The organism is Leeuwenhoekiella sp. A2, from assembly GCF_047946655.1.
Lineage (GTDB): Bacteria > Bacteroidota > Bacteroidia > Flavobacteriales > Flavobacteriaceae > Leeuwenhoekiella.
Window position 1 is genome coordinate 2,606,375 of record NZ_CP172311.1, and the last position, 22,880, is coordinate 2,629,254.

20 protein-coding genes are annotated in these 22,880 nt (G+C 36.6%); 18 read left to right on the forward strand and 2 right to left on the reverse strand.

Annotated elements, in window-relative coordinates; translation table 11 throughout:
* The first annotated feature begins 18 nt into the window (after positions 1-18).
* From neuC to ACH3PA_RS11630, 11 genes are read left to right on the forward strand one after another with little or no spacing between them, the layout of a single operon-like run.
* Positions 19-1,143 carry a UDP-N-acetylglucosamine 2-epimerase gene (gene neuC / locus ACH3PA_RS11580; RefSeq protein ID WP_416448166.1) on the forward strand — a complete coding sequence of 375 codons (1,125 nt, stop codon included), beginning with the start codon at positions 19-21 and terminating at the stop codon, positions 1,141-1,143.
* Between the two features lie 7 nt (positions 1,144-1,150).
* Positions 1,151-2,563, forward strand: a complete 1,413-nt coding sequence (locus ACH3PA_RS11585) for a hypothetical protein (RefSeq protein WP_416448167.1) — start codon at positions 1,151-1,153, stop codon at positions 2,561-2,563.
* Positions 2,553-3,656: a glycosyltransferase family 4 protein gene (locus tag ACH3PA_RS11590; RefSeq protein ID WP_416448168.1), complete on the forward strand. Its 1,104-nt coding sequence runs from the start codon at positions 2,553-2,555 to the stop codon at positions 3,654-3,656. Before ACH3PA_RS11585 ends, ACH3PA_RS11590 begins: the two co-directional genes overlap by 11 nt.
* Positions 3,647-4,801 (forward strand): glycosyltransferase family 4 protein, encoded by a 1,155-nt coding sequence (locus ACH3PA_RS11595; protein ID WP_416448169.1) that lies wholly within the window; start codon positions 3,647-3,649, stop codon positions 4,799-4,801. The genes ACH3PA_RS11590 and ACH3PA_RS11595 overlap by 10 nt, the downstream gene beginning before the upstream one ends.
* A complete protein-coding gene (locus ACH3PA_RS11600) occupies positions 4,798-6,327 on the forward strand; it encodes a glycosyltransferase family 2 protein (RefSeq protein WP_416448170.1) in 1,530 nt (509 codons plus the stop codon). The genes ACH3PA_RS11595 and ACH3PA_RS11600 overlap by 4 nt, the downstream gene beginning before the upstream one ends.
* A 7-nt stretch (positions 6,328-6,334) precedes the next feature.
* The gene (locus ACH3PA_RS11605) at positions 6,335-7,333 is read left to right on the forward strand and encodes a glycosyltransferase family 2 protein (RefSeq protein ID WP_416448171.1); all 999 of its coding nucleotides are present in this window, start codon (positions 6,335-6,337) and stop codon (positions 7,331-7,333) included.
* Positions 7,330-8,442, forward strand: coding sequence for a glycosyltransferase family 4 protein (locus ACH3PA_RS11610; RefSeq protein WP_416448172.1), 1,113 nt, complete (start codon positions 7,330-7,332; stop codon positions 8,440-8,442). The genes ACH3PA_RS11605 and ACH3PA_RS11610 overlap by 4 nt, the downstream gene beginning before the upstream one ends.
* On the forward strand, positions 8,439-9,512 hold the full coding sequence (locus ACH3PA_RS11615) for a glycosyltransferase (RefSeq protein WP_416448173.1): 1,074 nt from the start codon (positions 8,439-8,441) through the stop codon (positions 9,510-9,512). The genes ACH3PA_RS11610 and ACH3PA_RS11615 overlap by 4 nt, the downstream gene beginning before the upstream one ends.
* A complete protein-coding gene (locus ACH3PA_RS11620) occupies positions 9,490-10,875 on the forward strand; it encodes an O-antigen ligase family protein (RefSeq protein WP_416448174.1) in 1,386 nt (461 codons plus the stop codon). The genes ACH3PA_RS11615 and ACH3PA_RS11620 overlap by 23 nt, the downstream gene beginning before the upstream one ends.
* The gene (locus ACH3PA_RS11625; RefSeq protein ID WP_416448175.1) at positions 10,814-11,827 is read left to right on the forward strand and encodes a glycosyltransferase family 4 protein; all 1,014 of its coding nucleotides are present in this window, start codon (positions 10,814-10,816) and stop codon (positions 11,825-11,827) included. The genes ACH3PA_RS11620 and ACH3PA_RS11625 overlap by 62 nt, the downstream gene beginning before the upstream one ends.
* A gap of 36 nt (positions 11,828-11,863) precedes the next feature.
* Positions 11,864-13,258: an exopolysaccharide biosynthesis polyprenyl glycosylphosphotransferase gene (locus ACH3PA_RS11630; RefSeq protein ID WP_416448176.1), complete on the forward strand. Its 1,395-nt coding sequence runs from the start codon at positions 11,864-11,866 to the stop codon at positions 13,256-13,258.
* On the opposite strand, the gene lnt is transcribed toward ACH3PA_RS11630, so the two are convergent.
* Positions 13,259-14,869 (reverse strand): apolipoprotein N-acyltransferase, encoded by a 1,611-nt coding sequence (gene lnt, locus ACH3PA_RS11635; protein WP_416448177.1) that lies wholly within the window; start codon positions 14,867-14,869, stop codon positions 13,259-13,261.
* Positions 14,870-15,041: 172 nt separating this feature from the next.
* Between lnt and ACH3PA_RS11640 the strand changes: the two genes are divergently transcribed.
* On the forward strand, positions 15,042-15,947 hold the full coding sequence (locus ACH3PA_RS11640) for a TIGR01777 family oxidoreductase (RefSeq protein ID WP_416448178.1): 906 nt from the start codon (positions 15,042-15,044) through the stop codon (positions 15,945-15,947).
* Between the two features lie 53 nt (positions 15,948-16,000).
* On the opposite strand, the gene ACH3PA_RS11645 is transcribed toward ACH3PA_RS11640, so the two are convergent.
* Entirely contained in the window at positions 16,001-16,672 is a 672-nt protein-coding gene (locus ACH3PA_RS11645; RefSeq protein WP_416448179.1) for a YceI family protein, read from the reverse strand.
* 154 nt (positions 16,673-16,826) lie between these two features.
* Here ACH3PA_RS11645 and ACH3PA_RS11650 point away from each other — a divergent pair, with 154 nt between their 5' ends.
* The 6 genes from ACH3PA_RS11650 to ACH3PA_RS11675 all read left to right on the forward strand — a co-directional run bounded on the left by ACH3PA_RS11650 (position 16,827) and on the right by ACH3PA_RS11675 (position 22,878).
* The gene (locus ACH3PA_RS11650) at positions 16,827-17,423 is read left to right on the forward strand and encodes a nucleotide exchange factor GrpE (protein ID WP_416448180.1); all 597 of its coding nucleotides are present in this window, start codon (positions 16,827-16,829) and stop codon (positions 17,421-17,423) included.
* 50 nt (positions 17,424-17,473) lie between these two features.
* Positions 17,474-18,601 (forward strand): molecular chaperone DnaJ, encoded by a 1,128-nt coding sequence (dnaJ, locus tag ACH3PA_RS11655; protein ID WP_416448181.1) that lies wholly within the window; start codon positions 17,474-17,476, stop codon positions 18,599-18,601.
* Positions 18,602-18,808: 207 nt separating this feature from the next.
* Positions 18,809-19,765, forward strand: coding sequence for an ABC transporter ATP-binding protein (locus ACH3PA_RS11660; RefSeq protein WP_416448182.1), 957 nt, complete (start codon positions 18,809-18,811; stop codon positions 19,763-19,765).
* Positions 19,765-21,054, forward strand: coding sequence for an ABC transporter permease (locus ACH3PA_RS11665; protein WP_416448183.1), 1,290 nt, complete (start codon positions 19,765-19,767; stop codon positions 21,052-21,054). Before ACH3PA_RS11660 ends, ACH3PA_RS11665 begins: the two co-directional genes overlap by 1 nt.
* A 7-nt stretch (positions 21,055-21,061) precedes the next feature.
* Positions 21,062-21,985, forward strand: coding sequence for a mechanosensitive ion channel family protein (locus ACH3PA_RS11670; protein ID WP_416444028.1), 924 nt, complete (start codon positions 21,062-21,064; stop codon positions 21,983-21,985).
* Between the two features lie 2 nt (positions 21,986-21,987).
* Positions 21,988-22,878 carry a hypothetical protein gene (locus ACH3PA_RS11675; protein ID WP_416444026.1) on the forward strand — a complete coding sequence of 297 codons (891 nt, stop codon included), beginning with the start codon at positions 21,988-21,990 and terminating at the stop codon, positions 22,876-22,878.
* Positions 22,879-22,880 lie beyond the last annotated feature (2 nt).

Here is a 22,880-nt window from a genome sequence, read left to right on the forward strand (position 1 = left end):
ATCTTGTACCCCAGAGATATGAAGAAGAAAATTGTTTTTTTAAGCGGTACCCGCGCAGATTTCGGTAAAATGAAACCCTTGATTCAGGTGGTGCATGATTCTTCAGAATTTGAATATGCCATTTTTGTTACCGGTATGCATTTACTCGAAGTATACGGTCTTACAGTTATCGAGATCGAAAAATGTGGTTTTAAAAATATCCACAGATATTCAAATTATACTTCAGAAACTACAATGGATCTTACGCTGGCCAGAACCATTGATGGATTTTCAAATTTTATAAAACAAGAAAAACCAGATCTTATTATTGTGCACGGCGATCGCCCTGAAGCATTAGCCGGTGCAATCGTTGGTTCACTCAACAATATTTTAGTCGGGCATATTGAGGGAGGAGAAATTTCAGGAACAGTAGATGAACTTATACGCCACTCGGTCACTAAATTGAGTCATATTCATTTTGTTTCTAATGAAACGGCAGCTAATCGTCTCGTGCAAATGGGCGAACTCGAGCAATCTGTTTTTACCATTGGTTCACCCGATTTAGACATACTTTTCTCCGATTTTTTACCAGATATTCAAAAAGCCAAATCTTATTATGAAATACCTTTTGAAAAGTACGCTATTCTGCTTTTTCATCCTGTTACAACGGAAGCAGAATTTATAAAACAATATGCTGATGCTTTAGCAAAGGCTCTGCTCGAAGACAATACCAATTATGTTGTTATATATCCTAATAATGATTTAGGTTCGACTGCTATTTTAGATTCATTCAATAATTTTAAAGGTGACAGGAGGTTTAAAATATTTCCATCCTTAAGATTTGAGTACTTTATCACACTTTTAAAACATGCACAATTTCTCATAGGTAATAGCAGTGCTGGTATTCATGAAGCGCCATATTTGGGGATTCCCACTATAAATATTGGTAGAAGACAAGAGAATCGCGACATTAATAATGAAGAGATAATTCATACTCCAAATGAAAAAGAGGATATTCTTGAGGGGATTTTTAAGGCTAAAAAGCTGAAAATAGAGCCTAAAAAGCCGATTTTTAATGGAAAAGCAGCAGATAAATTCTTAACTGTTTTACAGTCAGAAAAGCTTTGGCAGCTTGATCAGCAAAAGCAATTTAGAGATTTATAGAGATTTGATGCAAAGTACGAAAAGAGGAAAATTAGGTTTGGTAATAACAGATGGCGTAGGCTATCGCAACTTTGTGATGAGTACTTTTTTAAATGAGGCTATATATAAGTTTGAACATATCTATATCTTTTCGGGTCTGCCAAAAACAGCTTATCCTAAGCTTGATGAGTCTGTATTTACAATTATTGAACTTCCCGTTTTTAAGGAGAATAAACTCAATTGGTTCTGGCGAAAGCTTAAAGAAGTTGCTCACTTACAGCAACACAAAACTAATCCCGGCATTGCAGATAACTTGAAAATGAATCGCAAAAGCGGATTTTCTGCCAATGCGATTTTAACGAAAACTGTCTACGAAATAAGTTCTGTCTTTCATTCTGAAAAAAATATTCTTTTTTATGAAAAACTACAGGAGATTAGTTTTTCTGGTAATTCTGTAGTAAAGGCCTATGGAGAATTATTAAAACAGCATAAGCCTGATGTTTTATTCTTTACCCATCAGCGCCCCCCATTTATTGCGACTTTAGTGTATTGGGCAAAGCAATACAAAATACCTACTGCAGCCTTTATATTTTCGTGGGATAATCTCGCTTCAAAAGGCCGAATGGCTTCCACTTTTGACCATTATTTGGTTTGGAGTAAACTGATGCAGGATGAATTGTTGCGTTTTTATACGCAAACCACTAAACAGCAAATTTCAATAGTGGGAACACCACAATTTGAACCGTACGTAAACTCAGAATATGATAAAAGTGAAGACTGGTTTTATGATGAATTTCGCTTAAAGCGAAATCTAAAAACCATCTGTTATAGCTGTGCAGATAAGTCAATAGGTCCTAATGATCCATTGGTGATTGAGACTATCGCCAAGGCGATACGGGAAAATAAGTTGAATGATTGTCAGTTGCTGGTTAGAACTTCGCCGGCTGAGGATGAAAGTAGATTTTCCTTTTTAAAAGAAAGCTATCCCGAGATTAAATGGAATCACCCCAAATGGTTGCAGACCCGCCTTGACCATCCTGAACCCTGGTCACAGCGCATCCCCGGAAAAGAAGATCTGGCAGAGCTAAAAGCGATTCTTGCATATTGCGATATTAATGTAAATATGTGTTCTACGATGAGTCTTGATTTTATGCTCTTCAAAAAGCCGGTTGTAAATACAGTTTTTGGAAATGAAAATAACGGACTTTATAATGATCAACGGTTTTTAAATTATGAACATTATAAAAATGTGATTGACAGTGGCGCTGTGAAAATCGCAACGAATGAAAATGAACTGATCACATTCTTAAATTTTTATTTGAATGATCCTACTATTGACGAATTAAATAGAGAGGAGCTAATAGCGCAGGAAATAGGGCAACCTTTAAATAAGACGACTACATTATGCGTAGACGCATTAAAACAGATAAGTGACTACTAAAAAGCATCATATCGCCATAGTTTGTAACTACGTTCTAAAACCAGATCGTATAGGTGGGATGGACCGGTTTTTTAAAGCTTATGATGAAGTTGCAAAAGAAAAAGGGTATGATGTAACATGGTTTTTTAGCGATTATAAGCCGTTCGATTTTTATAGTGATTTAACCATTTTTTCAGCTGGGGGAGCCGAAAATGTTGAGGCTTACTTTTTAGATCATTTAAAAAAAGATCAACAGAAGTATGATATTTTAATAACGCATTTTGCACCGCTTTGCAGTTCTTTTTATAAAAAAGTAAAAGCAATTTCAACGATTAAAAAGAGCATTGTTGTAGATCATAATCCGCGGCCGCTTAATGGATTTCCTATTAAAAAGCGAATCAAAAATCGCCTAAAAGGAATCGTGTACCATAAATATATTGATCAGTTTATAGGTGTTTCTCAATATACAGTTGATAATATAATTAAAGATTTAGGAAATCAGGTTGCTATTAAAACAAGTCTGGTTTATAATGGGATTGATACAAAAGTATTTAATAAACGCATCAGCTTAGATCAACAATCAGATCAGCTTAAGCTTGCTGTGGTGTCGCATTTACGCTATTCTAAGGGGATTCAGGATTTGATAGCAGCCTTAGGTTTGCTTCCTCACGAGCACAAGAAGCAAGTGAAGGTTGATATCTATGGTGAAGGATCAATGCAAGATCTTCTCAAAAAGCAGATTGAAGATGAAAAAATCGAGCAGATAGTTTCTTTTAAAGGCAGTTCTTCCGCAATTCCGCAACTGCTTTGCAAGTATGATTATCTTATTCAGCCAACTTACATGGAGTGTTTTAGCTTGTCTATTCTTGAGAGCCTTTCAGCAAACGTACCTGTTATAACAACTACTGTGGGCGGGAATCCGGAAATTATACAAAACGATAAGAATGGTTTTCTATTCAAGGCAAAAGATATTCATGCTTTAAACGAAATCCTTAAAGGTCTAATAAATGGCGAAATCAAGATTAACAAACCTGTTTATGAATTGATAGAGAAAAAGTATACTTTAGAAAAAATGGTTGCAAATCATATGCAAATACTGGAGCGATGCATATAGGTTTTATAACGCCAGAATTTCCACATGAACGCTCTAATCCCAGTGGAGGATTAGGTACGAGTATCAAGAATTTAGCGATCAGCCTCGTGCAAAATGGGATTGAGGTAAGTGTTTTTATTTATGCCCAGCAAAAAGAACATGAAGAAAAGTGGGAGGGGATAGATTTATATTTTATCAAAAACCAGCAGTATAAATTTTTAGGCTGGTACCTGCATCGCAAATTTTTACAGCGTTATATTAATAAACAGATTCTACTCAATAAAATTGATGTAATTGAAGCTCCTGACTGGACTGGTATTACGGCATTTATGAAATTTAAATGTCCGCTTGTCATCCGTTTTCACGGAAGTGATGCCTATTTCTGTAAACTGGAAGAACGCAAGCAGAAAAAGAAAAATTTCTGGTTTGAAAAACTAGCGCTAAAACGCGCTGATTATTTACTATCAGTTAGCCAATTTACAGCAGAGGTTACTAGAGATATATTTCAACTTGAAAAAGAGATTAGCGTTATTCCCAACAGTATAAATACATCCCTTTTTAAACCGCTTTCCTCAACGAAAAGTCCAGAAGACTGCACTCTACTTTACTTTGGAACAATTATCAGAAAAAAAGGAGTGTTAGAAATTCCTGAAATTTTTAATCTTGTGTACAACGAGGATAATTCTATAAAGCTTAGAGTAATCGGTAAAGATGTGATTGATATTAAGACCAAAAAATCAACCAAAAAATTAATGCGAGAAGGTTTTAATCCAGATGCGTTGCAAAATGTGTGTTTTATAGAAGAATTAAGCTATGAAGCCATTAAGGGTGAAATAGAAAAAGCTTCTGTAGTATTTCTACCCAGTTTTGCTGAAGCTTTGCCTATGACATGGCTTGAAGCAATGGCAATGGAAAAAGCTTTGGTTACTTCAGATATCGGTTGGGCAAAGGAGATAATGGTAGACGGTGAAACTGGATTTACTGAGAACCCTAAAAATCACCTTTTATATGCCAAAAAACTGCTTAAATTGGCACAAAATCGGGATTTACAGGAGAAAATGGGGATTAATGCACGAAGTAAGATTCTAAATTCATTTTCCACAGAAGTGATTTCCACAAAGAATATTGAATTCTATAAAACTGTAATCTCTCAAATTCAATCATGAAAGAATTTGTGACAGATACAAATGAGGTTTTGCTTTACTCTGGAGAGCCAGATCTTAAGCTCTTGAATGATCTTGCAAAAGGAGCCGGCGACTTATGGCACAGTGGGCCTGATCAGGGTTATAAAAATGCTTTTCACGATATTATCTATCAAACAGCGACTTTCTGGTGGTTTCTTAATGATTTTGATAATGTGAATGTGGCAATATCATGGCGTGTTAATCCGGATGCTTTTGTAATACGCAAATCGGTTTGGGAGCACGTGGGCGGAATGGATACTTCATTTTCTAACCGAGATATGAGCGGACTGGATTTGGGTTATAATTTACTTCGGAATTTAGGTGGGATACCTCTATTTGTTTCTGGTCTATTTGCTTCTGAAAATAAGGAGGTCAAAATCGCGGCCGCAGATCGTTATCGATTTTATTTGAAGCATTTTAAAAGGCATCACAGTTTTTATATGATGTTGAGGAAGGGCCCTTTTAAACTAATTTCTGAATGCAGTGCATTCCGAAAAGCAGACAAAAGTTATACGAGAAATAAAGTAAAGACTATTATTCCTCCTCGCATTTTACAACCATTAGAAGAAAATCCTAAAGTTTCAGTTGTAATACCTACAATGCGCAGACAGCAATTCATGCTTGAACTTCTTGCAGATTTAAATGCGCAAACTTACTCGCCTTATCAGGTGATAGTTGTTGATGCTACACCGCCAGGTGAGCGAGATGAAGAACTCTACGATAATTTGAATACTGCATACGAGTTAAAAATATTTTGGCAACAAACCTCGGGAAGCTGCAGAGCCAGAAATGAAGCGATAAGTCACTGTGATGGAGATTATATAATTTTTGGTGATGATGATATTCGGGTGCCGCCAGATTTTGTAGAGAATCATTTGAGGATGTTGCAAACCTTTAAAGCTGATGCATGCAATGGACTAGATATACGTGCCAAAAATCTGACGGATGACCTTAAAAACCTAGCAGAATATTATAAAAATCGTCATCCTGAAACATTAAAAGCCGGAGCAGCTCAAAATTTTAGCAATGCAAATTCCTGCGTTTCTACTGCCTGGGTGAAAAAAATAGGAGGTAACGATATAAATTACGATGGCGGTTATGGGGAGGACAGCGATTTTGGACTTTCACTTTTAAAGCACGGCGCCATAGTATTACAAAATCCTTTTTCTATGAACTTGCACCTTAAACCTCCTGCGGGCGGTTACCGCTGGTGGGGTGAGCAGAATAAAGCTACAGGTTTAAAAAGAAAAAAGCAGCCTTGGGAGTTAGATATTCCTGTTAAAGGTCTGGCCCCTAAACCAAGTCCCACTATTATGTATCATACCATGAAGTTTTACAGTGAGGATGAGGTGAAAGAATATAAATTGAAGTATTTCTTTCTTTATTTATTTAAAAGTAATGAAGGTAAATTCATAAACCGCCTTTTAAATCTTCCAAAACGGCTTAAACAGTATAAAAAGTCGGTATTTTATGCTAAAAATCTACTGAAATTAGGTGTGAGACATTAATAATCTTATGAAATTATCCCTCATTATTTGCACATATCAAAGACCTGAAGCGTTAAGAAAACTTTTAGATTCTGTTGCTTTACAAACAATGAAACCTGATGAAATTATAATTGTTGATGGTTCCAGGGATGACTTGACCGGCAAAATGATTGAGGAAGTAGCGATAAAAAATCTCAACTATTTCCGCGTAAGCGAAAAAGACCGCGGACTAACAAAACAGCGCAATTTTGGCATTAAAAAGACCGATTTTAACATCGAAATCATCGCTTTTTTAGATGATGATGTAATTTTAGAAGCTGATTATTTTGAACAATTACTTTTAGGATATCAATTACATCCTGAAGCTTTAGGAGTAGGAGGTTATATAATTGAAGATATTAAATGGCATAAAGTTACTGAGGATTACAAACCACAACTTAACGAGTTTTGCTATGACGGTTTTTGCAGGTCTGATGGGAGCAGGTATGTCTTACGCAAGAAGTTGGGTTTAGATGCTGACCGACCACCAGCGCATTTCCCTGAATTTGGCCATGGGCGTTCAGTAAGTTTTCTGCCGCCTTCGGGGAAAATTTATCAAGTTGAGCAATTAATGGGAGGGGTTTCCTCTTTTAGAAAATCTATATTTGAAACTCACAAATTCTCTGAATATTTTGAAGGTTATGGATTATATGAAGATGCAGATTTTACGCTTAGGGTAAGTAAAATGGGTAAACTTTTTGTGAATACTAAAGCCCAACTTTATCATCATCATGAGCAATTGGGCCGGCCAGATCATTTTAAATATGGCAAAATGGTGATAAGAAATGGCTGGTATGTATGGAGAATTAAATTCCCTAATCCTTCTTTAAAAAACAGGTTAAAATGGCACACAACAGCGGGAATTCTTACTTTAATTAGACTCAGTAATGCAGTAACCTTTTCCCCTAAAAAACAGCCATTTTTAGAAGCTTTGGGGCGTATTGCAGGATGGTGGAGTTCAATTCTTAATCCTCCTATAGCAAAATGAGATTTTTAATTGTAAGCCATGCTCAACATTTTAATAGCCATGGGGAGACATATTCATACGGGCCCTATGTAAAAGAGATGAATATATGGTTAAAATATGTAGATGAAGTAGAAATTATCGCTCCTATAGCAGAGAGGGCGCCTTCTATAATTGACCAGGCATACATTAAAAAAATTACATTAACTTCAATACCGGAGATTTCGTTAATATCTATATTTCAGATAATTCGAGCTCTGTTTTTTGCTCCTTTAATAATGTTCAGGATTTATAAAGGGATGAAACGGGCTGATCATATTCATTTGCGTTGTCCGGGAAATATAGGTTTGCTAGGGTGTATGGTACAGATTTTATTTCCTTCAAAACCAAAGACAGCTAAATATGCCGGGAATTGGGATCCAGATTCAAAGCAACCATGGAGTTATAAATTTCAGAAGTATATACTCTCAAATACATTTCTGACTAAAAAAATCAAAGTATTAGTGTATGGGAATTGGCAAAATCAGTCTGAAAATATTGTTCCCTTTTTTACAGCATCCTATACTGATGACGAAAAACAGGAAGTACCCTTACGTAAGTATGACCTGCCGTTACGATTCTTATTTGTGGGCAGTCTTACTAAAGGCAAAAGACCGCTTTATGCTATAAAATTAGTTAAAGGATTGGTAAATGCGGGTTATCCTTCTGAAATACATGTGTATGGAAACGGTGTAGCAAATGAGGAGTTAGAAAATTATATTAAAGAAAATAATCTGCAAGAGTTCGTCTATATACATGGCGCCCAGAGTTCACAGGTAATTGAAGAAGCGTACAAGAAAACTCATTTCCTAATCCTACCTTCAAAATCTGAAGGCTGGCCTAAAGTTGTAGCTGAAGCTATGTGGTGGGGCGTAATACCTATCGTTACCTCGATATCCTGTGTTCCCTGGATGTTGGGAAATGGTTCAAGAGGTATTTTAATTAAAGGAAAGTTTAAAAAAGACATTAGAAGAATTGAAGGAGACCTAAAAAACAAAAATGCATTACGTACAAAATCTCATAAAGCTCAACTATGGTCTAGACAATTTACTTTAGAAAGGTTTGAAAATGAGATAGCAAAGTTTTTAAAATGAGAATTTTACAGCTCATAGATAGCCTGGCAACGGGCGGGGCAGAAATGATGGCGGTTAATTATGCTATCGCACTTTCAACCCGTATAGATTCATCTTACCTCTGCGCCGGGAGAAAAGAAGGTAGTCTTAAAGAAAAAATTAGTTCAGAAGTAGGTTATTTGTTTTTAGATAGAAAATCTGTTGTAGACATTGCTGCTGTTTTACGGTTGTATCGCTTTCTTAAAAAAGAAAACATTGATATTATCCATGCACACGGCAGTAGTTATTTTCTTGCGACTCTGGTTAAGTTCTTAATCCCATCAATAGGATTGATCTTTCATTTTCATCATGGTAACATCGCCGCTCAGAAAAAATTTAAATTATATGTTTTAAAGTTTTGTAGTACCTTTTGTGGTGCAATATTTTGTGTGAGTAAGGATATTCATAACTGGGCTGTTGACAACCTTAATTCTTCTGGAATATTTGTTATACGAAATTTTATATTTCAGAATGGTGATTCCAAGCTCTTAGAATTACCCGGTACAGAAGGAAAGCGTCTTGTGCATTTGGCAAATTGGCGTTATCCTAAAGATCATTTAACATTAATAAAAGCTTTTGATCTGGCTAGTAAAAAAACTGATGGTTTGACTCTACATTTAATTGGTAAAGTATTTAATGATGATTATGCTAAATATGTAAAACTAAAAATAGCTGATTCTCCCTATAAGAATTTAATCTTTATTCATGGAGAGCAGGAACAACCACAGGATTTTCTTACAGTTTGTGACGTAGGATTATTAACTTCTCAATATGAAGGACTACCGGTAGCTATTCTTGAATATGGTTTAGCAGGTTTACCTGTAGTGGCGACTGCTGTGGGTGAAATTCCTCACCTGCTTGAAAACAGGGGTATATGTGTGCCTGCAAATGATGCCGAAGTATTGGCAGGGGCTGTTTTAAATTTGTTGAATGATAAATGCTTATCTAAGCAATACGGAAACAACTTTAAAATATATATTGAAAATAATTATTTAGCAGATAAAATCCTACCGGAGGTTATAGCGATTTATGACGATATTCTTAGACGATAATTCAAATTTATATATTAAATATCTTGTCGTGCATATAGCGCTAGGTCTCATTATTTACTTATATACGCCTTTAAGTACTATTTACTTTCTGGGCGTATTAGCCTATTTTATATTTTCAATATTTAGATCTCGTAATGGGCAGAATCAGGCTCTCATTGCCGCTGCCTATATGATGGGTTCTGAAGTATTTTTTAGAATGACCGGGAGTGCCATCCCTTATGAAGCGGGTAAATACAGCGTGATAGGATTAATGTTATTGGGACTTTTCTTCAGCGGAACGACTAAAAAATCTGCTCCTTACTGGCTTTATCTTTTACTTCTAATACCGGGTCTTATCTATTCAGCACAAACTCTCAATTATGATACGAATGTAAGAAAAGCGATCATTTTTAATTTAAGCGGCCCCTTTTGCTTGGGTATTTCTGCTTTATACTGTTTTGATCGTAAGATCACAAAAAGACAGTTCTACTACATTTTATGGGCGATTTTATTTCCTATTGTGACTATGACCACTTTTCTCTTTGTTTTTACACCTGATACCCGGGACGTTTTAACAGGGACTTCTTCTAATTTTGCCCTTTCGGGCGGGTTTGGTCCTAATCAGGTATCTACTGTTTTAGGCATAGGTATTTTTGTTTTAATTATTCTTCTTTTTTCAGACAGTAAAAATTTAGTGATCTTTTTAGTAAATCTCATTCTGCTCATGTGTGTTTCTTATAGAGCCATACTCACCTTTAGCCGGGGTGGGGTTTACACTGCAGTGGTAGCGGCAATCTTGTTTCTGGTGATTTATATGCAGGGGGTTTCACGAGAGCGTTCCAGTAATATGAAAGCATATCTCATAATTATTGCGGGTGCCATTTTTATTACATGGTCTATAAGTTCTGTACGTACAATGGGGCTTATAGATATGCGATATGCTAATAAAGATGCTGCAGGCAGAATTAAAGAAGATTTAAGCACAGGGCGAAAAGAACTCATTTCTTCTGAACTCACTTTTTTTATAAATAATCCTGTTTTTGGGATAGGGGTAGGAAAATCTAAAGAATATCGCGAAGCCAAGTACGGTATTGAGTCGGCTTCTCATAATGAACTTAGCAGATTGCTTTCTGAGCATGGTATATTTGGCCTTGCTGCCTTAATGCTTTTAGTAAGTGTACCTTTTGCTTACAGGCTGCAAAACCGAAAAAATTATGTTTTTTATGGGTTTTTATCTATGTGGTTTTTAACCATAAATCACTCATCTATGCGTATAGCCGCACCGGCATTTATTTACGCACTTGCCCTTTTAAATTTTGTTAATGAAAAAAAACCTGCTTTACATAGGCAACAAGCTCAGCCACAACTCGAGCACGCCCACTAGTATAGAAAGCCTGGGTTTTAGTCTTGAACAAATTGGTTATCATATCACCTATGCGTCCGGATTTAAAAATAAGGTTTTGCGTTTACTGCATATGTTGTATGCAACAGTAAGTCGCGCCGGTAGTACAGATTATATATTAATTGATACCTACAGCACTACAAACTTCTGGTATGCCGTCGCAGTGGGTAAAGTCTGCCAAATTTTTAAGTTAAAGTATATACCCATTTTACATGGCGGAAAATTGCCTCAAAGACATCAAAAATCGCCGCAGAGAAGCAAAAATCTCTTTAATAAGGCCTACAAAATTATAGCTCCGTCCTTTTATTTATTTAATTTCTTTCAAAAAGAAGGTTATAATAACGTAGTTTATATACCTAATAGCATAGCTATAGAAAAATATAAGTTTCAGGAAAGGGCAATTTTTAAACCCAATTTGCTTTGGGTACGTTCTTTTTCTGCCATCTACAATCCGCTTATGGCTTTAAAAATTTTGGAGATTTTGCTGGAAGATTATCCTGGTGCGACCCTTTGTATGGTAGGACCAGATAAAGATGGCTCTTTAAAAACCTGCCGGCAATATGCAAAAATCCGCCATTTACCGGTCATTTTTAGCGGAAAAATGGAAAAGAAGGAATGGATCGAGTTATCAAAAGAATATGACATTTTTATAAATACCACACATTATGACAATACCCCAATAAGTGTCATTGAGGCCATGGCACTGGGTCTTGCTGTCGTCTCGACAAATGTGGGGGGCATTCCGTATTTACTTGATCACGATAAGAATGCGTTGCTGGTAAATGATGATGATATAGTAGCTTTCGCGAAAGCGATAAAAGCCATAATCAATGATCCTGCACAGTCACAAATACTCACTTTAAATGCCGGAAAGAAAGTTGAAAATTTTGACTGGCAGGTAGTAAAAACGCAGTGGACAAAAATATTAACTTAAAAAGTTTAATTTTAGCCAAACCAAATCTATGCCCCTATGTCTTGGTTACCTGATATTCATTTTGAAATATCTGAGCGGAAAGTCCTTCTCCGTATCATGGACATTCTGTTTATATTCTCTTTTCTCATAATAATTTCAGAGTGGTATAACTTTCACTATTTCATAATAGATAAGGAGCATTATACCTGGGCGCTCGTTCTGGCTTTATATTACTCCCTTTTTGCGACCATTTTTGAGATGTATGATCTTAAAAAGGCGTCGAGCTTTCAGGCTACCATTAAAAACGCCACCCTGGCTGTTTCTTCAACAACTTTATTTTACATTCTTACTCCCTTTTTAACGCCGGTTTTACCCGATAACAGGTTGCAGATATTATCATTTTATTTGGCCATTCTAGGCGGGGTAATCATCTGGCGATATGCGTATTTTTCTTTTATTACATCGCCGCGGTTCTTTAAAAAGGTACTTGTAGTGGGGGACTCTTTTGATATAAATAGAATTGTTGCAAATCTGCATCACGCAGATCCTAATTACAGAGTAGTTGGTTTTACAAACACAGATAATGACGGTGTTCTGGAAGCTCAGGAAGAGCTTATAAGTGTAAATATCGATGACTTGCAGAATTTCATAAAAGGAGAAGGTATTTCTGAAATTGTTGTAGCCAGTTCATATGCAGAAGGGGTGAGTATCCCACTTTACAGCCAACTCATAAAATTGCTTGAGCATGGCTTTAGCATACGCGAGTATACGCAGGTCTATGAAGAGATCACACAGCGTGTACCTGTAGAATATGTAGAGAAGGATTTTTATAAGTTCTTCCCTTTTAATCGTAGTAATCGCAACCGTTTTTACCTCTTTTTTAACCGATTTTTTGATATTCTATTCGCTTTTTTTTGTGCTTTTTTTACACTCGCCGTTCTGCCTATTATCGTTTTAGGCAATGCAATAGGGAATAAAGGATCGCTTTTTTACCTTCAGGAGCGCATAGGGCAAAATGGAGTTACATTTAAAATTGTGAAATTTCGCACTATGCAGCCAGATCCCTTTAAAGAAGAAAAACAATATTCAGATAGAGCAGAGCGAAAGATTACCTGGTTTGGCAATGTGCTGCGCAGAACAAGATTTGATGAATTACCACAATGTTTTAACATTTTAAAAGGCGATATGAGTTTAATAGGACCCCGCCCGGAAAGACCGCTCATCGCCAAAGAGCTGGCAGCAATAATACCTTTTTATGAGACGCGGCATGTTGTAAAACCCGGTCTTACAGGATGGGCGCAGGTGATGATGAGCAGATATGGCACTGCTTATGATGATGCCCTGATTAAGTTGCAATATGATCTGTATTATATAAAAAGGCGTACGCTTTTTTTAGATATTGATATTCTTATCAAAACAATTAGTACGGTGATCTATTTTAGAGGGCAGTAGTTACTTCTTTTCACGTTTATAGGGAACCAGAGCAAATAGAAAGATAAACACTGCCGGAAAAATCGCCATTCTGGCTAAATAATCGCCATATTTACTATAAAAAGTGACCGTATTATTCTTATTTAAGCTTGCGCTAATTGTACCCTGCAGACCGTATTCTAAGCTTTTCTCGATCTCTCCTTTTTGATTAATAATTGCAGAAATACCGGTATTTGCACTACGGGCAATACTTCTTCTAGTTTCTATCGCCCTTAATCTCGCATAATTTAAGTGTTGCTTGTGACCTTGTGTATCGTCCCACCAGGCATCATTTGTAATTACGGCTAAAAACTGGGCGCCATTGCGCACATAACCGGTTACAAATTCCCCATAGACTGATTCGTAGCATATTATAGGAGCCACAGTAGTACTGTCTGTACCCCAGAAAACACTTCTGTTTTCCTGTTTGGTTTTCATGGCCACGGTACCTCCCAGATCGAGCATGACATCGCCCAAAAGCGGTTTTAAAATGTTTTGATAAGGGAAATTTTCTACCCCCACCACAAGTTTACTCTTATGATAAATCTGGCTGGTATCTTTACTGTTTAATAAAATAGCCGAGTTAAAAAAGTCACCCCAAATAGGTTCTCCTAATCTGTCTTTACCTAAATAATTGCTTGTAGGGATGAGGTCTTTTTCATCATGATAGAGACGGTAAAACTGTATTCCTGCCAAATAATTTAAATGCGGATATCGGCTTAAAAACTGTAGTGCCTTTTGCCGCTCTGGCGAATATTTAAAATTTCTAAGATCAACACCAAAACCTTCGGCAAGAACTGTTTCAGGTGCAATAAGAAAGTCAGTCTTTTGAGTTAGAACTTCAGTTGCCTGAGAAAAGAGCAAATCTGCTATACGCTCATTTGTAGTATTGTATTTTTCGGTATAAGGATCTATATTGGGTTGTAAGATGACAACATCAACCGGGTTTTCTTTTTCGTCGTAAGAGCTTAATATAAATTGTGAAATGGTAATAGGTACAAAAAGTAGTAGCGCAAATTGAATTCCCGCTCTTATAATAATCGGCCTCTCTTTATATATCTGATATTTCAGTACAGCAGAGAAAATGATGAAATTGCCCAGCCAAATCCATAGCGTACCTCCAAAGGTTCCTGTATACTCATACCATTGTATCCAGCCTGTGTAGGTGGCAAAGGCATTGCCCAGATTGAGCCACGGCCAGGAGAACTCCCAGCTGAGATGTAATTTTTCAAAAAGCATCCAGATGCAGAGCAGAAATATTAGGCTGACTTTAAATGTTTGTTTTTTACTTACGTAATAGTAAAGTTGCCAGACGAGGGCCATAAGTAAGGCATTTGCAAGCACTGCAAACCACATACCAAAGGCGGTAGAATAATATAACCACCAGGTGGTACAGATATTAAAAATGAAAAAAGTAAGATAGGCCAGGGCAAAAATGTGTAAACCTTTACGTTTACCTTTTGAAAGACTTACAGAGCGCGTTGTAATTAAAAGCGGAACAAAACCGAAAAAAAGTAAAAGTGGAAAACCGTAAGTAGGCCAGCCCAGTGCAAGTAAAAATCCCGAAATAAGGGCAAAAAGTAAGCTTTTCATATATAAAATTGGGTTTTAAAGATAAGGTGACCACTATCACTATGCAAATACCTTTGAGTCAAATATCACACCTTTTATTGCGTGACATACAGATAAAACTGCTCTTCTTGTTAAACCTATTTTAAAATTTGATTAAACAAAACAGAATGCGCTTAACTTCGATAAAAAAAATATGCGGGTTTTAATTACAGGAGCTACCGGGTTAGTAGGCAATGCTGTCACTGCCTTATGTCTTGATCAAAATATTGAAGTAAATTATTTAACCACTTCTCAAGAGAAAATTAAGACAGAAATTAATTATAAAGGTTTTTTGTGGAATCCTGAAATGCAAACTATAGATAAGCGCGCCTTTGATGGTGTAGACGTTATAATACATCTCGCAGGTGCTAGTATTGCTCAACGGTGGACAGATACCCACAAAAAAGAAATTGTTGCCAGCCGCGTTAATACTGCTAATCTGCTTTTTAAAACATTAGCCTCAATTGATCATACCATTGCAAAATTTATTTCTGCCAGTGCGATTGGCGCTTACCCCAGTTCATACACACACTATTACAAAGAAGATTATCCAGATTATAATGCCGGTTTTTTAGGCGAGGTAGTAGAAAAATGGGAACAGGCAGCAGACCAATTTGCCGCAATAAATATAGACGTGGTAAAAATTAGGGTTGGCGTAGTACTGGCCAAAGATGGGGGAGCTTTACAACAACTAATAAAACCTATAAAATACTATGCCGGTGCGCCACTGGGTACTGGCGAGCAATGGCAATCATGGATTCATATTGCAGACCTGGCGGGCATTTTTGTATTCTGTATTAAGAATAAAGTTTCAGGAACATTTAATGCCGTAGCACCTAATGCGGTGACTAATGAAGGGCTTACTAAAGTGGCAGCTAAAAAAATGGGCAAACCCTTATTTCTACCCAATGTGCCGGCTTTTGCTTTAAAAGCAGCTCTAGGCGAAATGGCAGATGTTGTTTTGGAAAGTCAGCGGGTAAGTTCTGAACATATTCAAAATGAAGGGTATAATTTTCAATTTGCATACATTGAAGAAGCTCTTGAAAATCTTTTAAAATAAAAACGCCCGGATTTGGTTAATCCAGGCGTAAATTTTCATTTTATTAAATGCGATTACATTTGCTGCTTGGCAACAATATCAAGAGTGAGTTCTATATCATCATTGATGAATTTATCACCCAGGTTGTCAAAAACAGATTTAGAACCATAGTTTACATTCCAGTCTGTACGGTCTATTGTAAAAGGTTCAGACTTTAAAGTAAGCGTGCTGCCAGAAACTTCATAAGTAACTGGGAATTCAATATTCTTCTTAACGTCTTTTATCGTTAAGTTACCAGCCATCATTTTCTTTCCTTCTTTCTCAGAAATTCCAGTTATTTCAAAAGCGGCAGTAGGGTATTTTTGTACATTAAAGAAATCTCCTTCTTTACCTTCAACAGTACCTTTTAAATGATTCTCAAGATTGGTCTTTTGTTCACCTTCCAGATCTGTATCTTCAATAGTGGTCATATCTATTAAGAAAGTTCCACTTATAGTGTCACCTTCAACTTTTACCACGCCAGATTCTAATTTTACATTACCTGTATGAGTGCCGGTAGGTTTTTTACCTGCCCACTCTATATTAGAAGCTTCGTGATCTACCATAAATTTGGTAGCTTGCATACTTGCCATAGCAGCTGTTTCAGCATCAGCAGCATCTGTGGCATTCTTTTTATCTCCTTTGCAGGAAACCGTGGCCGTGAGAAGCGCAGCCATAGTAAAAAGACTTATGATTCCTGTTTTCATTAGTAATTGGATTTAAGTGTTAATTAAGCCTCAAAAATATAGGATTGTAGGGTATAACCTCTTAAATAAAATATAAAATATACCGGTGACATTTTGACATTTTCATTCAATTGGCAGTACTTTTGCCGTGTTAAGTCAAAAATCAGAAGAAGCAATGAGTCAAAATGATAAAAATGAAGATTTGGTTCAAGACCAATCGGAAGAAATAAAAAATAACGGTCAGGCAGTTACAGAAGATCAGGGGCAGACCGAAAATATAGAAATGGAAGACGTAGAAAACGAGCAGGAGCAAACTGAAAATTCTGAACTGGAATCTTATAAAGCAGATCTGGAAAAGGAAAAAGATAAGTTTTTAAGACTGTTTGCAGATTTTGAGAATTACAAAAGACGTACTGCAAAAGAGCGAATAGATCTTTTTAAAACAGCCGGTCAGGAAGTGATGCAATCTATGCTTCCCGTACTTGATGATTTTGATCGTGCAATGGTAGAAATTGCTAAAGCCGAAGATAAGAACCTTACTAAAGGTGTGGAGTTAATTAGCAATAAGCTAAGAGAAACTTTACGAGCTAAAGGTTTAACCGAAATGAAAGTAGGAGAAGGCGATACCTTTGATGCAGAAATACACGAAGCTATAACACAAATCCCTGCTCCTAAAAAGAGCCTAAAGGGTAAAGTTGTAGACGTTGTAGAAAAGGGTTATATGCTGGGTGACAGAATAATTAGATTCCCAAAAGTGGTTGTAGGACAATAGTGATTTTGTCAGTAACTAAAAGAGTCTAAAAACAGAGAGAAAGAAAGTACATGAAAGAAGATTATTACGACATATTAGGTATTAGTAAAGATGCTTCTACCGCACAGATAAAGAAAGCATATCGCAAAAAAGCAATCGAGTATCATCCGGATAAGAACCCCGGAGACACCAATGCTGAGGAGATGTTTAAAAAAGCTGCAGAGGCTTATGAAGTCTTGAGCGATGAGAACAAACGCGCACGCTATGATCAGTATGGTCATCAAGCCTTTGAAGGAGGTTTTGGCGGCGGTGGCGGCGGTATGAATATGGAAGATATATTCAGCCAATTTGGTGATATTTTTGGCAGCGCTTTTGGCGGTGGCGGAGGCGGTTTTTCAGGCTTTGGCGGCGGTTTTGGAGGCGGCCAGCGCCGAGTAAAAGGGAGTAACTTACGTATTCGTGTAAAACTCACGTTAGAAGAAATCGCTAACGGTGTTGAGAAGAAGATTAAAGTTCGCCGTAAAAAACAGGCTAGCGGCACAACATATAAAACCTGTGGTACCTGTAACGGTGCTGGTCAGGTAACGCGTGTTACTAATACTATACTGGGGCGTATGCAAACTGCAACCGCTTGTACTACATGTGGTGGCTCTGGGCAGGTTATAGATTCTAAACCGGCAGATGCAGATGCTCAGGGAATGAAGACAATAGAAGAAACAGTTTCTATTAAAATCCCGGCAGGCGTTGTAGAAGGCATGCAACTTAAAGTCTCAAGTAAGGGTAATGAAGCTCCTGGTAATGGAGTGCCTGGTGACCTTCTTGTGGTTATAGAAGAGCAGGAACATGATACTTTAAAACGTGAAGGCGATAATCTGCATCATGACCTGTATGTAAGTGTGCCAGAAGCAATATTGGGCACCAGTAAAGAGATTGATACTGTTACAGGCAAAGTGCGTATAAAAATTGATGAAGGTACTCAGAGTGGTAAAATACTTCGCTTACGCGGAAAAGGTATTCCTTCAATTAATGGTTATGGTCGTGGTGATTTGCTGGTACATGTAAATGTTTGGACGCCTAAAGATCTTAGCAGAGAGCAAAAAGAATTTTTCGAAAAAATGTTAACTGATGATCATTTTATGCCTAAACCTCAAAAGGAGGATAAGTCCTTTTTTGAGAAAGTGAAAGATATGTTCTCATAAATTAACAACATATTAAGAAAAAGTGTATATTTGAATATCACTAATGACTAATTGGTGATATTTTTCTTTTTCATAGCAATTTTTTTCCCATCCTTGATGTCAATTAAGGGTGGGTTTTTGTTTGTACTAATGTGAGATACTAAATAATTCTTAAGAGGTCTATTGCCTCAATGCTTTTCAATATCTTTAGCCAATATTTATCTATTTATGAATGACCTCCTTGCTGCAGACCATGTTTCTAAGAAATTTGGCAAGTACACGGCGCTCAATGATTTATCTATTTCTGTTCCTCAAGGAAGTGTGTTTGGACTTCTGGGTCCCAATGGGGCAGGTAAAACAACATTGATACGTATCATTAACCAAATAACCATGCCTGATGAAGGACATGTGTATCTGGGAGGTGAGCCGCTACAGCATAAACATATAATTAATATAGGCTATATGCCTGAAGAACGTGGTCTCTATAAATCTATGAAAGTAGGAGAGCAGGTGCTTTATCTGGCTCAATTAAAAGGTATGACTAAGGCCAGAGCAAAAGAAAGAAGCTTGTACTGGTTTAAAAGGCTGGGCATGGATGGCTGGTGGGATAAAAAAATTCAGGAACTTTCAAAAGGTCAGGCTCAGAAGGTGCAGTTTATAGTTACTGTTTTGCATGATCCTAAATTGCTCATTTTTGATGAACCATTTAGCGGTTTTGACCCTATAAATGCGATTTTAATAAAAGATGAAATTTTAAAATTGAGAGATGAGGGCGCAACAGTTATTTTTTCTACGCATAGAATGGAGTCTGTTGAAGAAATGTGCGATCACATCGCTCTCATGAATAAATCAAATAAAATATTAGATGGAAATCTGGCTACCATAAAGCGCAATTACCGTTCTAATACTTTTGAAGTTGGTATAGAAACACACGATGACAGCAGATCAAGTCTTGAATCCCTTGAAGCTATTTTACTGGCCGAAATGACCGATAATTGGGAGGTAGAACCCGCTTTTTTTAAAACCATACATGAGAATGATCTTAAATTAAAAGTGAAGATACCTGAAAGTATGACAGCAAATGATTTGCTTATGTATTTAACAGGTAAGGGGACTGTTAATCACTTTATAGAAGTTATCCCTACAGTTAATGAAATTTTTATCGAAAAAATAAATGCCAATTAATGGGTACGTTAGGCTTAATTATAAAAAGGGAATATAACGCCCGGGTAAGAAATAAGTCATTTATAGTAATGACATTTTTAAGTCCGTTGATTGGGGTAGGCATGATCATGCTTATTATATATCTCACTCAATTAAATCAGGATTCTCAACGCACAATTGTTGTGGTAGATGAATCTGGTATTTTCTATAAGGAGTTTGAAAGTACATCTGCGCTTAACTTTCTTGATGTATCACCTGCCGGTCTTGATAATGGTATGAACATGGTCAAGGAAAACTCCTATTACGGTTTGCTTTATATACCAGCAAATGTAAAACAGCAGCCAAGTACGGTCAAGTTTTTTGGCGATGAGGTTCCGGGTTATACTACTCTGGACAGGATGGAGGAGCAGATAGAAAAAAAGCTTACCGATGAAAAACTTATAGACAGAGGCGTTGATCTGGATTTAATAGATCAATCAAAAACCAAAGTCTCAATCAATATTGAAAACTTTACAGGAGAACGTACCTCTAAGGTATCTAACTGGATAAAAGCTGGCTTTGGTGGTGCCGCCGGTTATTTATTAATGATGTTTATAATCATATATGGAAATATGGTTATGCGCAGTGTGATTGAAGAAAAGACAAATCGTATTATTGAAGTAATAATATCTTCCGTTAAGCCTTTTAAATTGATGATGGGTAAGATCATAGGTACAACTCTTGCCGGTATTACGCAATTTAGCATTTGGATATTGATAGGTGGTACCTTACTTTTTATATTAAGCACATATTTGGGTCTAGATCCTTCTTCTACTCAAACTCCTGTAGGTAATATGGGAGCTACAGATCTGGATAAGATAGAGCTTATAGTCTTAGATATTCTTAATCTGCCTCTTCTCAAACTTGCGCTATATTTCATTATATACTTTATAGGTGGATACTTCCTTTATAGCTCATTTTATGCAGCCATTGGTGCAGCGGTAGATAGTGAAACAGATACACAGCAATTTATGCTGCCTATTATAATGCCTTTAATGCTGGCGATTTATGTAGGTTTATTTTCAGTAATTGAGAATCCGCACGGTACTGTTTCAACTGCCTTTTCTATAATACCACTTACTTCGCCTATAGTTATGCTTATGCGTATTCCGTTTGGGGTGCCATGGTGGGAGCTTGCAATTTCGGTTACTCTTCTTGTCGCAACTTTTATGCTAACGGTATGGTTTGGTTCAAAAATATACAGAGTAGGAATATTGATGTATGGTAAAAAGGCATCCTACAAGGAGATTGTAAAGTGGTTAAAGTATTAATTACCATATGCAGCAGGAGCAGATAGGAGATAAAGTAAATGTTGACGTTGACAAGGTAAAAGATGTCATAGAGCAGGATATTTGGGGTAGTATACTTGATTTTCTTGATCTTAGTATAAAAATAGGTCACGGTGAGAAACCTATTACTTTCACGGTAGGTCAGTTGCTTCTTGTGATCATTATTTTTATTGTTACCAGTGTAGTCTTGAGAGGGCTAAGGAGTTTTATAACTCGCAAGATGGACAAAGAGAACGAGCTGAAATTCATCAGCATATTCAAGTTCTTTAAGTACATCGTCTATCTCGTTGTTATCCTGATTACTTTAAGCGCATCTGGAATAGATATTACTGTTCTAATTACCGCCTCTGCCGCACTTTTTGTCGGGTTAGGTCTTGCTCTTCAGGAATTATTTCAGGATATAATAGGTGGTATTTTTATTATTGTAGATAAGTCTTTAGCTGTGGGTGATGTTGTAGAGGTTGATGGTAAAGTAGGCAGAATATTTGAGATAAATCTTAGAACTACAAGAGCGTTAACTCGAGATGATAAAGTCATTATCGTACCCAACCACAAATTTGTAAGCGATACAATATATAATTATACTCAAAATCATAAAACCACCAGAGAGTCTGTAAAAGTAGGTGTAGCCTATGGCAGCGATACAGCTCTGGTTAAAAAAATATTATTAGACTGCGCATCCCGTCAAAACGGAGTAATTAAAAGTCCTAAACCTTCTGTATTGTTTGAAGATTTTGGAGACTCAGCACTTCTTTTTGGCATATACTTTTTTATCAATGATAGTTTTGTAGACCCTCGCATTAAGAGTGAGATACGATTTAGAATAGACGATGAATTCCGTAAGAATAATATCTCAATACCTTTCCCCCAGAGAGATATTCATTTCTACCCTACAAATACTCCTAAACCCTAAATATGAAAAATTTACTTCCTACTTTGCTTATCTGCCTCTTATGTGCAGCAATTTCTCAGGCGCAAACAACAGATTTGGCCAGAATAGAATACATGAATATTCCATTCTCAAAATCTAAGAATTCCATAAGCCGGTTTCGTGCTTTGGCCCAGCTACCCATACCACTGGACGACGAAAAAAATAAATTCTTAGTTGTGGGTTTAGAGTATCGATACATAGATATAGATATTAAAGATCCTGTCCCTATGGGGTTTAATCCTGATATTGTAAATTCAGTGCAGCGAATTGAAGGATATTTAGGTTATACTTTCAACGTGAGTGAAAACTGGCGCTTTGGTATTCGTGGTGGTGCGCGTATTAATTCTAATCTTCAGGAGAAAATAGGCAGTGACGATATTATTTATACTGCTGCGGTATATATGATCAATGATATGAAAGATGCATCTGAAACAAAACCTTACAGATGGATCTTCGGTTTAAATTATTCTACAACTCCCGGAAGAAATTACCCACTGCCGCTGGTGAATTATTACAGAGAGTTTCATCCTAACTGGACGTATACTTTAGGTGTACCTAAAACAAATGTGAGGCACTATTTAAATGATGATCATAAAGATGCACTGCAAGCCTTTGTAACTTTAGATAACTTTTTCTCTAATATTCAGCAAAACGCTGTTATTGATAATAAACTAGCAGAGAATATAAGTATGACAATTGTATTATCTGGATTGGGATATGAGCATTTCTTTACAGAGCATCTTCTATATTATGCTTACGCAACGCATTCAATTTATAATGATTTTCGTTTAAGGGATAATGATAGAAATACAATTTATACATTTAACGATGATAACACATTCTATTTTAGAACAGGTGTAAAATTTAAATTCTAAAT

Bases quoted from the DNA above. Each gene is read 5' to 3' on its own strand.
- dnaJ (WP_416448181.1), top strand. From the start codon at position 17,474: ATGAAAGAAGATTATTACGACATATTAGGTATTAGTAAAGATGCTTCT.
- ACH3PA_RS11670 (WP_416444028.1), top strand. From the start codon at position 21,062: ATGCAGCAGGAGCAGATAGGAGATAAAGTAAATGTTGACGTTGACAAG.
- ACH3PA_RS11595 (WP_416448169.1), top strand. From the start codon at position 3,647: ATGCATATAGGTTTTATAACGCCAGAATTTCCACATGAACGCTCTAAT.
- ACH3PA_RS11625 (WP_416448175.1), top strand. From the start codon at position 10,814: ATGAAAAAAAACCTGCTTTACATAGGCAACAAGCTCAGCCACAACTCG.
- ACH3PA_RS11660 (WP_416448182.1), top strand. From the start codon at position 18,809: ATGAATGACCTCCTTGCTGCAGACCATGTTTCTAAGAAATTTGGCAAG.
- neuC (WP_416448166.1), top strand. From the start codon at position 19: ATGAAGAAGAAAATTGTTTTTTTAAGCGGTACCCGCGCAGATTTCGGT.
- ACH3PA_RS11665 (WP_416448183.1), top strand. From the start codon at position 19,765: ATGGGTACGTTAGGCTTAATTATAAAAAGGGAATATAACGCCCGGGTA.
- ACH3PA_RS11645 (WP_416448179.1), bottom strand. From the start codon at position 16,672: ATGAAAACAGGAATCATAAGTCTTTTTACTATGGCTGCGCTTCTCACG.
- ACH3PA_RS11675 (WP_416444026.1), top strand. From the start codon at position 21,988: ATGAAAAATTTACTTCCTACTTTGCTTATCTGCCTCTTATGTGCAGCA.
- ACH3PA_RS11600 (WP_416448170.1), top strand. From the start codon at position 4,798: ATGAAAGAATTTGTGACAGATACAAATGAGGTTTTGCTTTACTCTGGA.
- ACH3PA_RS11585 (WP_416448167.1), top strand. From the start codon at position 1,151: ATGCAAAGTACGAAAAGAGGAAAATTAGGTTTGGTAATAACAGATGGC.
- ACH3PA_RS11605 (WP_416448171.1), top strand. From the start codon at position 6,335: ATGAAATTATCCCTCATTATTTGCACATATCAAAGACCTGAAGCGTTA.
- ACH3PA_RS11640 (WP_416448178.1), top strand. From the start codon at position 15,042: ATGCGGGTTTTAATTACAGGAGCTACCGGGTTAGTAGGCAATGCTGTC.
- ACH3PA_RS11650 (WP_416448180.1), top strand. From the start codon at position 16,827: ATGAGTCAAAATGATAAAAATGAAGATTTGGTTCAAGACCAATCGGAA.
- ACH3PA_RS11615 (WP_416448173.1), top strand. From the start codon at position 8,439: ATGAGAATTTTACAGCTCATAGATAGCCTGGCAACGGGCGGGGCAGAA.
- ACH3PA_RS11630 (WP_416448176.1), top strand. From the start codon at position 11,864: ATGTCTTGGTTACCTGATATTCATTTTGAAATATCTGAGCGGAAAGTC.
- ACH3PA_RS11610 (WP_416448172.1), top strand. From the start codon at position 7,330: ATGAGATTTTTAATTGTAAGCCATGCTCAACATTTTAATAGCCATGGG.
- ACH3PA_RS11620 (WP_416448174.1), top strand. From the start codon at position 9,490: ATGACGATATTCTTAGACGATAATTCAAATTTATATATTAAATATCTT.
- lnt (WP_416448177.1), bottom strand. From the start codon at position 14,869: ATGAAAAGCTTACTTTTTGCCCTTATTTCGGGATTTTTACTTGCACTG.